This is a genomic window from Roseinatronobacter alkalisoli, from assembly GCF_028745735.1.
Taxonomy (GTDB): Bacteria; Pseudomonadota; Alphaproteobacteria; order Rhodobacterales; family Rhodobacteraceae; genus Roseinatronobacter; species Roseinatronobacter alkalisoli.
In genome coordinates this window covers 407,232-422,219 of the sequence record NZ_JAQZSM010000001.1, presented here as the reverse complement: position 1 = coordinate 422,219, position 14,988 = coordinate 407,232, and the positions used below count along the sequence as shown (strand labels likewise).

Annotated in this window: 15 protein-coding genes; 4 read left to right on the top strand and 11 right to left on the bottom strand. The window is 57.7% G+C overall.

Annotated features, from left to right (window positions below; translation table 11 throughout):
• The first annotated feature begins 91 nt into the window (after window positions 1–91).
• Window positions 92–664 (top strand): LabA-like NYN domain-containing protein, encoded by a 573-nt coding sequence (locus PUT78_RS02110; RefSeq protein ID WP_274350397.1) that lies wholly within the window; start codon window positions 92–94, stop codon window positions 662–664.
• A gap of 104 nt (window positions 665–768) precedes the next feature.
• Here PUT78_RS02110 and PUT78_RS02105 read toward each other — a convergent pair whose 3' ends face one another.
• From PUT78_RS02105 to PUT78_RS02080, 6 genes are read right to left on the bottom strand one after another with little or no spacing between them, the layout of a single operon-like run.
• The gene (locus PUT78_RS02105) at window positions 769–1,038 is read right to left on the bottom strand and encodes an HPr family phosphocarrier protein (RefSeq protein ID WP_274350395.1); all 270 of its coding nucleotides are present in this window, start codon (window positions 1,036–1,038) and stop codon (window positions 769–771) included.
• Window positions 1,039–1,075: 37 nt separating this feature from the next.
• The gene (locus PUT78_RS02100) at window positions 1,076–1,474 is read right to left on the bottom strand and encodes a PTS sugar transporter subunit IIA (protein ID WP_274350394.1); all 399 of its coding nucleotides are present in this window, start codon (window positions 1,472–1,474) and stop codon (window positions 1,076–1,078) included.
• Window positions 1,475–1,483: 9 nt separating this feature from the next.
• The gene (gene rapZ / locus PUT78_RS02095) at window positions 1,484–2,416 is read right to left on the bottom strand and encodes an RNase adapter RapZ (RefSeq protein ID WP_274350393.1); all 933 of its coding nucleotides are present in this window, start codon (window positions 2,414–2,416) and stop codon (window positions 1,484–1,486) included.
• Window positions 2,413–2,832 (bottom strand): HPr kinase/phosphorylase, encoded by a 420-nt coding sequence (locus PUT78_RS02090; RefSeq protein ID WP_274350392.1) that lies wholly within the window; start codon window positions 2,830–2,832, stop codon window positions 2,413–2,415. Before PUT78_RS02090 ends, rapZ begins: the two co-directional genes overlap by 4 nt.
• 35 nt (window positions 2,833–2,867) lie before the next feature.
• On the bottom strand, window positions 2,868–4,529 hold the full coding sequence (locus PUT78_RS02085) for a sensor histidine kinase (RefSeq protein ID WP_274350391.1): 1,662 nt from the start codon (window positions 4,527–4,529) through the stop codon (window positions 2,868–2,870).
• Between the two features lie 41 nt (window positions 4,530–4,570).
• A complete protein-coding gene (locus PUT78_RS02080; protein ID WP_274350390.1) occupies window positions 4,571–5,269 on the bottom strand; it encodes a response regulator transcription factor in 699 nt (232 codons plus the stop codon).
• A 347-nt stretch (window positions 5,270–5,616) separates the two neighbouring features.
• Here PUT78_RS02080 and PUT78_RS02075 point away from each other — a divergent pair, with 347 nt between their 5' ends.
• Entirely contained in the window at window positions 5,617–7,215 is a 1,599-nt protein-coding gene (locus PUT78_RS02075) for a phosphoenolpyruvate carboxykinase (RefSeq protein WP_274350389.1), read from the top strand.
• A gap of 123 nt (window positions 7,216–7,338) precedes the next feature.
• On the opposite strand, the gene PUT78_RS02070 is transcribed toward PUT78_RS02075, so the two are convergent.
• A complete protein-coding gene (locus PUT78_RS02070; protein WP_274350388.1) occupies window positions 7,339–8,568 on the bottom strand; it encodes a urate hydroxylase PuuD in 1,230 nt (409 codons plus the stop codon).
• A 106-nt stretch (window positions 8,569–8,674) separates the two neighbouring features.
• Here PUT78_RS02070 and PUT78_RS02065 point away from each other — a divergent pair, with 106 nt between their 5' ends.
• The gene (locus tag PUT78_RS02065; RefSeq protein WP_274350387.1) at window positions 8,675–9,598 is read left to right on the top strand and encodes a LysR family transcriptional regulator; all 924 of its coding nucleotides are present in this window, start codon (window positions 8,675–8,677) and stop codon (window positions 9,596–9,598) included.
• 40 nt (window positions 9,599–9,638) lie between these two features.
• Here the strand turns inward: PUT78_RS02065 and folD are convergent, their stop codons facing one another.
• The 4 genes from folD to PUT78_RS02045 all read right to left on the bottom strand — a co-directional run bounded on the left by folD (window position 9,639) and on the right by PUT78_RS02045 (window position 13,885).
• Entirely contained in the window at window positions 9,639–10,529 is an 891-nt protein-coding gene (gene folD, locus PUT78_RS02060) for a bifunctional methylenetetrahydrofolate dehydrogenase/methenyltetrahydrofolate cyclohydrolase FolD (protein WP_274350386.1), read from the bottom strand.
• A 15-nt stretch (window positions 10,530–10,544) separates the two neighbouring features.
• Complete coding sequence (locus tag PUT78_RS02055) at window positions 10,545–10,841, bottom strand: chorismate mutase (protein WP_274350385.1); 297 nt, start codon at window positions 10,839–10,841, stop codon at window positions 10,545–10,547.
• Between the two features lie 136 nt (window positions 10,842–10,977).
• Window positions 10,978–12,654 carry a formate--tetrahydrofolate ligase gene (locus PUT78_RS02050; RefSeq protein ID WP_274350384.1) on the bottom strand — a complete coding sequence of 559 codons (1,677 nt, stop codon included), beginning with the start codon at window positions 12,652–12,654 and terminating at the stop codon, window positions 10,978–10,980.
• A 208-nt stretch (window positions 12,655–12,862) separates the two neighbouring features.
• Window positions 12,863–13,885 carry an aspartate-semialdehyde dehydrogenase gene (locus PUT78_RS02045; protein ID WP_274350383.1) on the bottom strand — a complete coding sequence of 341 codons (1,023 nt, stop codon included), beginning with the start codon at window positions 13,883–13,885 and terminating at the stop codon, window positions 12,863–12,865.
• Between the two features lie 292 nt (window positions 13,886–14,177).
• On the opposite strand from PUT78_RS02045, the gene PUT78_RS02040 reads away from it, so the two are divergent.
• Window positions 14,178–14,987 (top strand): urease accessory protein UreD, encoded by an 810-nt coding sequence (locus tag PUT78_RS02040; protein ID WP_420793440.1) that lies wholly within the window; start codon window positions 14,178–14,180, stop codon window positions 14,985–14,987.
• The last annotated feature ends 1 nt before the right edge of the window (window position 14,988 follow it).

Sequence of the window (14,988 nt, the reverse complement as noted above, 5' to 3'; positions counted from 1 at the left end):
GTCCTTGATGGACTTTGGATATCAGGCATAGCCATCATACGTATTCGAGAAAGTCGTGGTGTGATAGGTTAAAAAACACAAAGGTAAAACTATGTTTTACAAAGATGAGCGCCTGGCGCTTTTCATCGACGGATCGAACCTTTACGCCGCCGGAAAAGCACTTGGTTTCGACATTGACTATAAACTTCTGCGACAGGAATTCATGCGCCGTGGCAAATTGCTGCGTGCATTCTACTACACCGCATTGCTGGAAAACGACGAATATTCCCCCATCCGCCCGTTGGTCGATTGGTTACACTATAATGGTTACAGCATGGTGACAAAGGCCGCGAAGGAATACACTGATTCCATGGGGCGCCGGAAGGTCAAGGGCAACATGGATATCGAGCTGGCCGTGGATGCGATGGAACTTGCGCCGCGACTGGACCATGCAGTGCTGTTTTCCGGTGACGGGGATTTTCGCCCTCTGGTCGAAAGCCTGCAACGTCAGGGTGTGCGCGTATCGGTGGTTTCAACGATTCGCAGCCAGCCGCCCATGATTGCGGATGAATTGCGCCGCCAGGCCGACAATTTCATCGAGCTGGATGAATTGCGTGACGTGATTGGTCGCCCCCCGCGTGAGCCACGCTTTGACCAACCGCAGGAACAGGAATCCGTGGAGTAAGGCGAACACGATCTGCCTTGCTACCTATTTCTGAAACACAATAAAAGCCGGGGCTTGAACAAAGCCCCGGCTTTTGACTGGCCGCATCATGATGGGATTCGTGATTACATCCGCTCTCCGAAACGGTCACTGACCAGATGGCGCAGGGCATCCGCCAGATCCTGTGCCTGTTCCCCGCGAATGCTGACATTGATGGATGTGCCGCGCGATGCGGCCAGCATCAACAGGCCCATGATGGAATCCCCCGGCACGCTCATGCCGTCCTTACTGACTTCTGCGGTGGCGTCATGGCGTTCCACCACTTCGACAAACTTGGCAGAGGCCCGCGCATGCAGACCCTTTTCATTTATGATTTCCAACACCAGTTCGACCATCGTGAATTGTATTCCTTCAGCAGCGTCAGGCAGTTATTCATACACCCTGACCGCCGATTTCAAGTGAATTAATGTATTTGCGGCCGGCATCCAGTGCGGCAGTGGTTGCGTCCTGCATCGGCAGATCGCGCGATTTCGCAAGCTTTATCAGCATGGGCAAATTCGCTCCGTATAGAATGCGCCGGTTCGGCGATGCGCAGGCAGGCAGCGACAGGTTCGACGGAGAGCCACCGAACATGTCCGTGACAACGATCACACCTTGTCCGGTATCAACCGCATCAACTGCGTCCAGAATTTCCAGCTTCTTGGCATCGCGGTCGTGATCATATTCGATCGCGATCGCCCGGATACCATTCTGTTTGCCGATCACATGTTCAATTGCCGCGAGATATTCCCGCGCCAGCCCCCCATGTGCGACGATCACGATTCCGATCACGCCCAGACCTTACTCATCTTTGCCAACCTTCGGCAGCAATGCCGAAACGCGTTCCAGTTCCCTATGGCGTTTAGACACGCGCCACTTGGTCTGTGCAAGGGATTCGACCAGTTTTTCTGCAGTTGCAACCGATCTGTGACGTCCGCCAGTGCATCCGAAAGCGATTGTCAGATGCGATTTCCCCTCATGCGCGAATTCTGGAAGCAAGCTCTCAACCATACCGAGTACGCGCTCAAAGAAAGGACCAAACCGCGGATCACTGGCGACGAAAGCCGCCACTTTCGGGTCGCGCCCGTCAAAGGCGCGCAGATCTGGGTTCCAATGCGGGTTTTGCAGGAAACGGCAGTCAAAAACCATGTCAACCGCAGCAGGCAATCCGCGCTTGAACGAAAATGACTGAATCTGCACATGCATCCCGCCCTGCCCGTCCCTGTCAAACAACTTATGGATTTCGGCACGCAGGTCATGCGGTGTCATGGCATTGGTGTCGATCAGCACATCAGCGCGCTGACGCATTGGTGCAAGCAGGTTCAGTTCCAGTTCGACACCATCCCTGACCGGCGCATCGGGGCGCAGCGGATGGCGCCTGCGCGTTTCCGAAAACCGCCGGATCAGCGTTCCGGGGGCGCAGTCCAGATACACCAGTTCAAAATCAAGGCCTGGCAGCCCCGCCAGCATTTCCACCAGTGTCAGAACGGAATTTACCGAAAAATCACGGTTGCGCGTATCAATACCCAGGGCCAGCGGGCGCGGCAAAGGCGATCTGACAAGTCGCGGCACCAGCGATGACGGCATATTGTCAATCGCTTCAAACCCCACATCTTCCAACGCTTTCAGCGCTGTGCTGCGCCCCGATCCCGCCGGGCCGGTTATCAGGATCAGGCGTTCAGCATCCTGCGGAAAGCCATCGTCCTGCGATGTATTGTCAGAAGCCTTGCTCATCCCGGTTCGTCCCGATCAAGCCACGATTGCGTAAGCACATATTGCCGCAAAGCAGCAGGGAAAGCCCTGCTCCCGACTTTGTATAATGTTGGCACATCAACCCCCAGTACAGATGTCTGGTGATATTCCGGCAGGCGGGCCGTTTCCGTCACGTCCAGATTAACCATCAGTGACAACCGCACCATCGACAGGGGTGCCGCACGTATCAGGCCCATACCGCGCATTTCGATCATGCCCCGGATAGGCGCAGGCGCGTCGGCTAACAGCAAGGCCCCATCGCGAATAATGCGGGTCTGATCATCGGCAACCAGCCGCGCCCCAGACGCCATCAGTTCAAGCGCGAGTTCGGATTTCCCGGCCCCGGAACGCCCGTTCAGGGCAATTGCGTGCCATCCATCGGCTGTTTCGAAAGCCACTGTGCTTGCATGCAGCAGGGTTTCGGCTTGCGCCCTCACACCGGCAGGCCCACAACGAACCGTGCGCCAAGTGGCGGACTGCCCGGTGGCGCATCCTGCAAGCGGATATTCTCTGCCCAGATCACGCCCTGATGGGCCTCTACAATCTGTTTTGATATGGCAAGCCCAAGTCCGGAATGGTTCCCGAACTGCTTGACCGGACGTTCGGAATAGAACCTTTTGAACACCTTTTGCAGCGCATTGTCGGGAATGCCGGGACCGGTATCTTCAACGACAATCAGCAGACGTTCATTGCGCTTGCGCGCCCAGATACGCACGGCATCACCATCTTCGCAAAAGGAAATCGCATTGGTGATCAGGTTGACGAATACCTGCGCAAGCCGCCCTTCCAGCCCGGTCACCAGAATCGGCCCCTGGGGCAACAACTTGATGAATTCGACCCCCTTGCTTACAGCTTCCTGACTCAGGTGTTCGCACAGGTTGTCCAGAAGTTTTATCAGATCGAATTCTTCTTCTTCTTCCTTGACCAGTTCCGCATCCAGACGGGATGCATTCGACGTGTCGGAAACCAGCCGGTCCAGCCTGCGCACATCATGCTCGATCACATCCAGAAGCCGCTGTATCTGATCTTCGCGCTTGGCCATCCGCAGCGACCCGACCGCCGAACGCAAGGATGCAAGCGGGTTCTTGATTTCATGGGCCACATCGGCTGCGAATTGTTCGTTCGCTTCAACCCGGTCATAGAGTGCGCTGACCATCCCGCGCATCGCGCGCGACAGATCGCCAATTTCATCCGGCCGCCCCGTCAGGTCCGGAATACGCACGCGCCCCGCATGGGTGCGCCGCCCGTCGCGCCGCTTGCCCAGTTCCGCCGCCATCGCCAGATCAGCCAGCGGGTTCGCGATTGTCGAGGCCAGAACGAAGCTAAGTCCGATAGATACAAGCAGCGCGATCAGAAAGAACTGCAGGACCTGTTCACGGTCGTGGCGCATCAGGGTTGCAGTATCGCGCGCATCACGCCGCAGAATAACGGCGCCACCGAACACGTCATTGTTCAACACCGGCGCGCTAGCGGCAATCCACATATCATCATTCGGGCCGCGATGGGTGTAGCTGTCCCTGTGGCCCTGCTGGTTGCGCGCAAAAAGGGCCTGGGCAACTTCGGAAAATTCCGCTGGGCGCTGTTCGACCAGCCGCGCCCCAGTCACATAGGTCATGCCCGACCATATCCGCGTCAACAAATCACTGATGAACGTTCTTTTCTCGGTTACCGGTTCAGAACCGGGACGTTCGCTGCCGTGCAAATGGGCCGCAACCGTGCCATCGGTCGCGACAAGAACAATCTCGAACCGCTGATCCAGTGTCAGACGGCGGGCCAGAACATCCTTTGATGCCTCTATCCCGCCAGCAGCGCCGACGATATCAGCCACAATCTGGGCGGTTTGGCCCAGCGTTTGTTCCTGCTGGCGCAGCAGACTGTCGCGAAACGGGTTGGTAAACAGGACGCTGACCACCAAAATGACCAACGCAACCAGGTTGAACAACACGATCTTGCGCGCAAGTGGCGAACTGGAAATACTCAGAAACCCGCGCTTGGCACGGGTGGCGCGCACCTCGGATTCCACCGCGTCGCCAGGTCCAACCCAGTCATCACCAAGAACAACGTCGGTTCTGGACGCTGCAACTTCTGTTTTCACACCAACACCTGCTGCCACCCCAAAGGGCCACCCCTCGTATATCAGGCTTCGTTATACTTGTAGCCGATCCCGTAAAGGGTTTCGATCGAAGAGAATTCTTCGTCAACGCTGCGCATCTTCTTGCGCAGGCGCTTGATGTGGCTGTCAATCGTCCGGTCATCGACATAGACCTGATCGTCATAGGCGACATCCATCAGCTGATCGCGGGATTTCACCACGCCCGGACGTTGCGCCAAAGCCTGAAGCAGCAGGAATTCCGTCACGGTCAGCGTGACATCCTTACCCTTCCATTTCACCGAATGGCGCAGTGGGTCCATTTCCAGATTGCCGCGAACAATAGTCTTTGCTTCCTCGCCACCGTCATCGCCGCTTTCAAGGGCCTGCTTGCGCCGCAGAAGGGCGCGAATGCGTTCCACCAGAAGTCGTTGTGAAAAGGGCTTTTTCACATAATCATCGGCCCCCATGCGCAGGCCCAGAACCTCGTCAATCTCATCATCCTTGGAGGTCAGAAAGATGATCGGCATCTGGGTTTTCTGGCGCAGGCGCTGCAGCAATTCCATTCCGTCCATGCGGGGCATCTTCATATCGAGAACCGCCATATCCGGCAGTTTGCGATTGAATGCTTCCAATGCGGATTGCCCGTCATTATAGGTTTCGACTTCAAAACCTTCTGCTTCCAGGCAAATCGAAACGGAAGTCAGAATGTTCCTGTCATCATCGACAAGTGCGATCCTCGACATATGCCTGTCCTTTTCACTGCTGCTGTAACCGGCCTGACTGCCTTATTTTTGCCACATATTCACTCATGCACAGGTGAGACGCAATAAAATACTTGTCAGGTTAGTTGGCAAGGCTGCGATTCGTCCCGGATCGTGCGAATTCGCAACACATTTATTTCCTGCCGGTATTAATATTGCGCTAACGTGCATTTGGTTGCGCTAACTGCGGGAAACACGCCTATCAATCGCCATATTGCAGGTGCTATAGCGTTGGGTATGGCAGCGTCGGGCCACTGACGCTGTTGTATTCTTGTCGGCCATGACCGGCCCTGACCCAAATTGTTCTAGCGCCAGACGGAGCAGGCATAATGAAAAAATTCCGCGTCAACCCAAATAAACGCTTGGAAGATCAAGGCATTACAGGCGCGTCGGCGGTATATTACAACCTGCTGGAGCCTGCACTAGTTGAAGCCGCGGTCAAGCGCGGTGAAGGGCAGATCGGACTGGGCGGCGCATTTTTGGCCTCAACCGGCACGCATACCGGCCGCTCGCCCAAGGACAAGTTCGTGGTGCGCTCCGACACGGTTGAAAACACAATCTGGTGGGAAAACAACGCCCCTATGACGCCGGATGCCTTCGACCGGCTGTATGAAGACATGCTCGCGCATGTCAAAGGCCGCGAATTATTCGTTCAGGATCTGTATGGCGGGGCCGACCCTGCGCATCGGCTGGATGTGCGTGTGGTCACGGAACTGGCATGGCACGGGTTGTTCATCCGGCACATGCTGCGCAGGCCGGACGCATCGGAACTGGAAAGCTTCGCGCCCGAATTCACCATCATTAACTGCCCCAGCTTCAAGGCCGACCCGGCACGCCATGGCTGCCGGTCCGAAACCGTGATTGCGCTGAATTTCGACCGCAAGCTGATCCTTATCGCCAACACCGCCTATGCTGGCGAGAACAAGAAATCCGTCTTTACCTTGCTGAACTACCTGCTGCCCGCGAAGGGCATCATGCCGATGCATTGTTCCGCCAACCACGCGCTTGACAACCCCGAGGATGCAGCCGTGTTCTTCGGGCTTTCGGGCACTGGCAAAACCACACTGTCCGCGGACCCTTCGCGCATATTGATCGGCGATGACGAACATGGCTGGTCAGACAAGGGCATCTTCAATTTCGAGGGTGGCTGCTATGCCAAGACCATCAATCTGGACGCCGAAGCAGAACCCGAAATCTATGCAACCACGCATCGCTTTGCCAGTGTTGTGGAAAACATGGTATTCGACCCTGACACGCTGGAACTGGATTTCACCGATGACAGCCTGACCGCAAACACGCGCGTCGCCTATCCGCTGGATGCTATTTCGAACGCGTCTGACACGTCACTGGGGGGTGTTCCCAGGAACATCATCATGCTGACCTGCGATGCCTTTGGCGTGCTGCCCCCGATCGCACGGTTGACCCCCGCGCAGGCGATGTATCATTTCCTGTCCGGGTTCACGTCCAAAGTGGCGGGCACCGAACAAGGCGTGACCGAACCGCAACCCACCTTCTCGACCTGTTTCGGCGCACCGTTCATGCCGCGCAGACCCGAAGTTTACGGGAAGTTGCTGCAACAGAAGATCGCAAAATTCGGTGCCGAATGCTGGCTGGTGAATACCGGCTGGACAGGCGGGGCCTATGGCAGTGGATCGCGCATGCCGATCAAGGCAACCCGCGCATTGCTGAGTGCGGCACTGGACGGATCACTGAAAACAGCGGAATTCCGGCGCGACCCGAATTTCGGCTTCGATGTGCCGGTTTCGGTTCCCGGCGTGGCAGATGTGCTTCTGGACCCGCGCAGAACATGGGAAGATCCCAAAGCCTATGATGTGCAGGCGGCAAAGCTTGTCGCCATGTTTGCCGAGAATTTCGCCCAATACGTCCCCTTCATCGATGATGAGGTCAGGCAAGCCGCGATCGGCTGAACCTGACCTGACCTACATGAAGAAGCCCCGCCCAACCTTCGGCGGGGCTTTTTTCTGCTCATACCAAGTGACTTTGCCCCCCCGGCCTGCGGCGTCCCCGAAGGTGATCAGCGCAAGATGCGCTTATGACCCGCTGACGCGCCGATACCAGTCCGCAATCTGCGCGCGGGCAGTATTGTCCATAAGTACAGTGCTTCCCGGCGGCATGGCGTGGCTGACACCCGATTGCAGATAGATCACCTGCGCGGCGCGCGCCACCTGCGCTTCGGTTTCCAGAATTATGCCCTTGGGCGCCCAGTGCAGACCCGGCCAGACGGGATCCTGCGCATGACACATGGAGCAGTGCCCCACCACTGTCCAATAGACATCTTCGAAATGCGGATCTTCGACAAAACGTGCCGCAGTGGGGGACAGACTGGCAAGCGCGTCGTCTTCATCGCGTGGCTGGCCAAGCGTCGAAAGCCAGATGATGGCGATGAACAGCACCGTGGTTGCAGCCCAGGTCCACCATTTATAGCCGCCACCCATATGCATGGTGTTAAAGAAATGCCGGATCGTTACCCCCATCAGGAAAACCAGCCCCGCGATCAGCCAGTTGTAATCAGACGCGAAGGCCAGCGGATAGTGGTTGGACAGCATCAGGAAAATGACCGGTAGCGTCAGATAGTTGTTATGGGTGGACCGCTGTTTGGCGATGCGACCATATTTCGCATCCGGGGTCCGGCCCGCACGCAGATCGGCCACCACAATTTTCTGGTTGGGAATGATGATCATGAAGACATTCGCACTCATGATCGTCGCGGTAAACGCACCCAGATGCAGCAACGCCGCGCGGCCGGTAAAAACCTGCGTATAGCCCCAGGCCATGATGACCAGCAGCACGAACAGAAGTACCATCAGGCGGTTATTGTCGTCACCGAAACGGGATTTGCACAGGGCGTCATAAATGACCCACCCCAACCCGAGCGAGGCAATCGAAATCGCAATGGCCTGCCACACCGCCAGATCAAGCATATCTGCATCGATCAGGTAGAATTCCGCGCCGACATAATAGATCAGCGCCATCAGCGCGAAACCCGACAGCCATGTCGCGTAGCTTTCCCATTTGAACCAGATCAGATGTTCGGGCAGGTGGGCAGGCGCGACCAGGTATTTCTGGACATGATAGAATCCGCCACCATGGACCTGCCATTCCTCGCCATATGCACCCGGTGGCAGGTCGGGGGATTTGCGCAGGCCAAGATCAAGCGCGATGAAATAGAAGCTGGACCCAATCCAGGCAATCGCCGTGATCACATGCAGCCAGCGCAGGGCGAATTCTGCCCAGGCACCAATAACAGCCAGTTCCAGCATGGGGTTTCCTCCATTTTGACGTATGACACGCAGGCTATACCGCAGCGTGGCTTTCTGATAATCCAGTAAAACCCCGAACACTTTCAAATGCAGCCTGAAAATACAGATGGCCTATATCAACAATATCCGGATGTTCGTGCGTGTCTATGAATTGGGCAGCATGTCGGCAGCCGCACGCGATCAGCGCACATCGCCGGCTGTGGCATCAGCGCGCGTGGGCGAATTGGAAAAGCATCTGGGCGTGCGGTTGTTCAACCGGACCACGCGCAGCCTGAAACCAACATCGAACGGGGTGTTGTTCTACGATGGCGCGTTGAAAATCCTTGATGCCATCACCGAGGCAGAAGCCATCCTGACCCATGCCACCGCCCAGCCGCGTGGCACGCTGTTCGTCGCGGCCCCCCTTGGCATCGGCAGACGGCTGATTGCGCCGCACGTGCCCGCCTTCAAGGATGAAAACCCCGGCATCGAATTGCGTCTGCGCCTGTCCGACCGCAGTATTGATGTCGCCGCCGAAGGGTTGGATCTGGCGTTTCACCTTGGCCCGCTGGAAGATTCCGCTCTGAAAATGCGTGTCATCGCGCAATGCCCGCGCATCCTGTGTGCCGCCCCTGCTTATATTGAACGGCGCGGAATGCCGCAGGATGGCGCAGCCCTGGTGGTGCAGGGGCATGACTGCCTGAATCTGCGCTTTCCCGGTGCGCGTGAATTTCAATGGACCTTGCAGACGCAATCAGGCCCGCAGCGGTTCAAGATAAGCGGGCCATTCGAATCCGATGACGGCGATGTTCTGACCGGCTGGGCGCTGGACGGACATGGCATTGTCATGAAACCGATATTCGAGGTCGCGGATCACCTGCGCTCAGGCGCGCTGGTACCTGTGGCGGAATCCACGCCTCCCCAGCCCGTCACCCTGGCCGCGCTGACACCACACAGACGCTTGCGCGACCTGAAAGTGACGCTTTTCACGGATTTCATTGCCGCACGCATCAGGGCCGCGCTTGCTGAACCCGGGGCATCCGTCCCGTAGCACCTGTCGCGTCCCCCCCCCGCGGGGGCGCACCATGTGCCTAGGCCGTCAGCCCTTCAGGTTCCGCCAGTTTATTGGCGCGGCAGGCCGCAGTTACTGTATTGGCCAGCAAACAGGCAATAGTCATGGGACCAACCCCGCCCGGCACCGGGGTAATTGCGCCCGCCACCTGAACGGCACTGTCAAAATGCACATCGCCCACCAGCGTGTTGCGGCCCTCGCGTTCCACCCGGTTGATACCCACATCAATGACCGTCGCCCCCGGTTTCACCCAATCCCCCGGAATCATCTCCGCACGGCCAACCGCCGCAACCAGAATATCGGCGCTGCGGCACATATCCGGCAGATCCCTGGTGCGGGAATGCGCAATCGTAACAGTGCAACTGTCACCCAGCAGAAGCTGCGCCATGGGTTTGCCGACAATATTCGACCGGCCCACGACCACTGCATTCATCCCCGACAGGTCGCCATGATATTCGCGCAACATCATCAGACAGCCCAGCGGGGTGCAGGGCACCATGCTTTTCTGTCCGGTTCCCAAAAGCCCTACATTGGAAATATGAAAGCCATCCACATCCTTGGCCGGATCAATCCTGTTGATCACCAGATCTGAATCCAGATGTGCTGGAAGCGGCAATTGAACAAGAATCCCATGCACTTCCGGGTCACGGTTCAGACGATCGATCAGATCAAGCAACTCTTTTTCAGATGTATCATCAGGCAGCTTATGTTCGAAAGATGCCATTCCGACCTCAAGGGTCTGCTTACCCTTTGACCGTACATAGACCTGGCTGGCAGGATCTTCGCCCACCAGCACCACAGCCAGCCCAGGCGTCAGACCGTGATCCGCCTTCAATCTTGCGACATTCTCCGCAACCCTGGCCCGGACCCGCGCTGCGAATTCCTTACCGTCAATAATAGCTGCGCTCATATGTCGATCCTCTTTTCAGCGGGGTCCCAGCACACGCTCTTCGCGCGCGATTGACCAGTCAATGATCTGCTGCCACAGACAGTGCGCCAATCTGGGGTCCAACCCGGCACGCGTGGCATTTTGGCGAATATTTTCCAGAACCTGCGCCACACGGTCATCTATGCGGGCGGGCAATCCTTCGGCGGGCTTCAACTGGGCCGCGCGATCGATATATCCTGAACGTTCCGCCAGCAAGGCAATCAGGGCGCAATCAATCCGGTCAATCTCGGCGCGTAATTCCTTCATGCTCTGGCATTCTGCGGGGTTGGGCATAGAGGCTTTCCATTCTTCATGAACCTGCCGCCTCCTAGCCTGTTCACCGCATCAGTTCAATGCGCCCACAGGGGATGGTGGGCGGGGCGATGCGCCCGCAAGGGCGCGAGCGTCCGTCCACCATCCCCCGCCGCGATCAGAACAGCCCTTCAATCAGTCCTTCCTCATTGAACCGGATCGATTGTGCCGCCGGTTTGCGCGGCAGACCCGGCATGGTCATGATCTCCCCGCAGATAACCACAATGAACCCGGCCCCTGCCGCAAGGCGCACTTCACGCACCGGCACCGAATGGTTGACGGGCGCGCCGCGGCGGTTCGGGTCGGTGGTAAAGGAATACTGCGTCTTTGCCATGCAGATCGGCAAATGGCCATATCCCGCCGTTTCCCATTCTTTCAGCTGGCTGCGGATTTTGCCATCTGCCAGCACTTCATCTGCCCGGTAAATCCGCCGTGCAACTGTTTCGATTTTCTCGAACAGCGGCATGTCATCGCCGTAAAGGGGCGCAAACTGTGCCCGGTCACCATCGGCAATTTCCGCTACGCGTGTGGCCAGTTCGGCAATCCCCGCAGACCCTTGCGCCCAATGGCGACACAGAATCGCTTCCGCACCAAGCGAGGCGACATATTCTTTCACGGCGTCAACTTCCGCGTCCGTGTCGGAATGGAAATGGTTGATCGCCACAACCACCGGCACCCCGAAGGATTTCACATTCTCGACATGGCGCCCCAGGTTCGGGCAGCCTTTCTGCACCGCCTCTACATTTTCCGCACCAAGATCCGCCTTCGCGACACCACCATTCATTTTCATCGCGCGCACAGTGGCCACGATCACCGCGACCGATGGCGTCAATCCTGCTTTCCGGCATTTGATGTTGAAGAACTTCTCAGCCCCCAGATCGGCGCCGAAGCCTGCTTCGGTGACGACATAATCGGCCAGGCCCAGCGCGGTTTGCGTGGCAACAACCGAATTGCAGCCATGCGCGATATTGGCAAAAGGGCCGCCATGCACAAAGGCGGGGTTGTTTTCCAGCGTCTGCACCAGATTGGGCTGCATCGCGTCTTTCAGCAGAACCGTCATCGCGCCTTCTGCCCCGATATCGCGGCAATAGATCGGTGTCTTGTCGCGGCGATAGGCAATCACGATATCGCCCAGACGGTTTTGCAGATCTTCCAGATCAGCAGCAAGGCACAGGATCGCCATCACTTCGGACGCAACAGTAATGTCAAAACCGGTCTGGCGGGCAAAACCGTTCGACACACCGCCAAGGCTGACGACCATATCGCGCAATGCGCGGTCATTCATATCCATGACACGGCGCCATGTGATGCGGCGCTCGTCAATTTCCAGCTCATTCCCCCAGTAGATATGATTGTCGATCATCGCCGACAGCAGATTATGCGCAGAGGTGATGGCGTGGAAATCACCAGTGAAATGCAGGTTCATGTCTTCCATGGGGACAACCTGCGCGTAGCCGCCACCGGCCGCGCCACCCTTCATGCCGAAATTCGGCCCAAGGCTGGCTTCACGAATGCAGATCGCGGCGTTCTTACCAATGGCATTCAGCCCATCGCCCAACCCAACGGTTGTCGTGGTTTTGCCTTCGCCCGCAGGGGTCGGGTTGATCGCGGTCACAAGGATCAGCTTGCCGCGCTTGCGTCCGCGCGCATCGGCCACAAATTCCTGACTGACCTTGGCCTTGTCATGCCCGAAGGGCAACAGATGCTCTGACGGAATGCCCAGTTTCGCGCCGATTTCCTGAATGGGCCGTTTTTTGGCCTCGCGCGCGATTTCGATATCGGTCTTGAAGGTCATGTCTCTCTTCCCTGCGGTAAGTTGTCGCTGTTGGCACAGCTATAACGGGGCAAGACAGAACGCACAGCCGCGATTCCGACATTTTCGACACCGGAAACGCCTTTCACATTTCCGATTGGAAACCAAAGGGTCACAGCGGGAAACCTGCGCACCATATAAAAAGGCACGGGTGCGAACCCGTGCCTTGGCAAAATGGTGAAAGGGATGCTCAGCCCTTTTTCAGGCAGCGGTTCCCCAGAACTTCGGCAATCTGCACCGCATTCAACGCGGCACCCTTGCGCAGGTTGTCACTGACGCACCACAGGTTCAGGCCATTGTCGATGGTCGAATCCTGACGAATGCGGCTGATATAGGTCGCATAGTCACCCACGCATTCAACCGGAGTGATGTAGCCACCGTTTTCGCGCTTGTCGATCACCAGAATACCCGGCGCTTCACGCAGAATGTCGCGCGCCTCATCTTCATCCAGAAAATCCTCGAATTCGATATTGATGGATTCCGAATGCCCCACAAAAACCGGCACGCGCACGCAGGTTGCCGTGACCTTGATCTTCGGGTCAATGATCTTCTTGGTCTCGACGACCATCTTCCATTCTTCCTTGGTCGACCCGTCTTCCATGAAGACATCGATATGCGGAATCACATTGAACGCGATCTGCTTTGGATAGACGCTTGGCGCCACTTCCTGACCGGGGACATAAACGCCTTTGGTCTGGTTCCACAGCTCATCGATGGCTTCCTTGCCGGACCCCGACACCGATTGATAGGTGCTGACCACCACGCGCTTGATGCGCGCGCGGTCATGCAGGGGTTTCAGCGCGACAACCATCTGCGCGGTCGAGCAGTTGGGGTTGGCAATGATGTTTTTCTTTGTGTAGCCATCCACCGCTTCGGCGTTCACTTCCGGCACCACCAGCGGCACATCAGGGTCGTAGCGATACAGCGACGAATTATCGATCACCACACAGCCCGCCTTGGCGGCAATGGGCGCGTATTTCTGGGTTGCATCGGACCCGATGGCAAACAATGCCATGTCCCAGCCCGTGAAATCGAACTGTTCCAGATCCTGACATTTCAAAGTTCGGTCGCCAAAGCTGACTTCGGTTCCCTGAGAGCGGCGCGACGCCAGCGCGGCAATCTCATCAACCGGAAACTCGCGTTCGGCGAGGATATTCAGCATTTCGCGGCCCACATTACCTGTGGCACCCACGACGACGACTCTGTAGCCCATATTGGCCTCCTTGAAACAAGTGGTCGGGCCATAACGCATCTGCAGCGAAAGGTGAAGGGGCACTGTTATTTCATTGGCAGATGGCACCGGTTTGCCCCTGCTACCCGCTGCCGCCCACCCGACCACCAAAGGGCGATTCAAAACAGACTATAAATTAATCGTTTCGCACATGAATTAATCACCGCATATCGGGCCGGCCCGCATGGCCCCGCTTTCCTGCGGGCACTGGTGCGGCGGGGCTGGATTGGTTCCCCGGCCCCTTGATAGCGACACATCAGATATCGAGGTGTTCATGATCCCGCTGAAACTGTCCGAAACCCACCAGCGCAGCAAGGGCATTGCCCGCGCGGATTTTTTTGCGCGGGGCGGGCGGGCGGTTCTGGGGGAATTATATCAGCAAGGGTCCGCGAAGCTGATCTTGCTGCCGGGGCCGGAACTGGTGTTTCTGAACACTTCCGGCGGGTTGACGGGGGGCGACAGGCTGGCGCTGAACATAACCCTGGGCGCAGGGTGCCGGTTGACCGCCACCACCCAAACGGCTGAGCGCGCCTATCGCAGCACATCGGGTGCCGCGCATGTCGATATCGGCATGCATGTCGGCGATGGCGCGCATCTGGACTGGCTGCCGCAGGAAACCATCCTGTTTGACGCCGCGCAATTGCGGCGGCGCACCATCATCACCCTTGGCAAGGGCGCAAGCTGCCTGATGGCCGAAACCGTGGTTCTGGGGCGCGCCGCAATGGGCGAGCAGGTCAACACGCTGGATTTTCACGACTGGCGACTGATCCGGCAGGGCGACACGCCTTGCCACGCCGAAGCACTTGCGCTGGACGCCCCACGCCTGAACAGCCGCGCTGCGGGCTTAGCGGGCATGCGGGCTTTCGCAACGCTTGTGCTGGTCGCAGAAGGCGCGCAGGACAAGCTGGCGCTGGCGCGCGCGGCCCTGCACCCCGACCCCGATGTGAATGCCGCCGCATCCGCCATGCCGGGGCGGCTGGTCGTGCGCCTGATGGCGCGCGACAACTGGCCCTTGCGACAACAGATGGTGCGCCTGTTGCAGGCGCTGCGCCCAACCGCCCTTCCCCGTGTCTGGCAAATGTGAG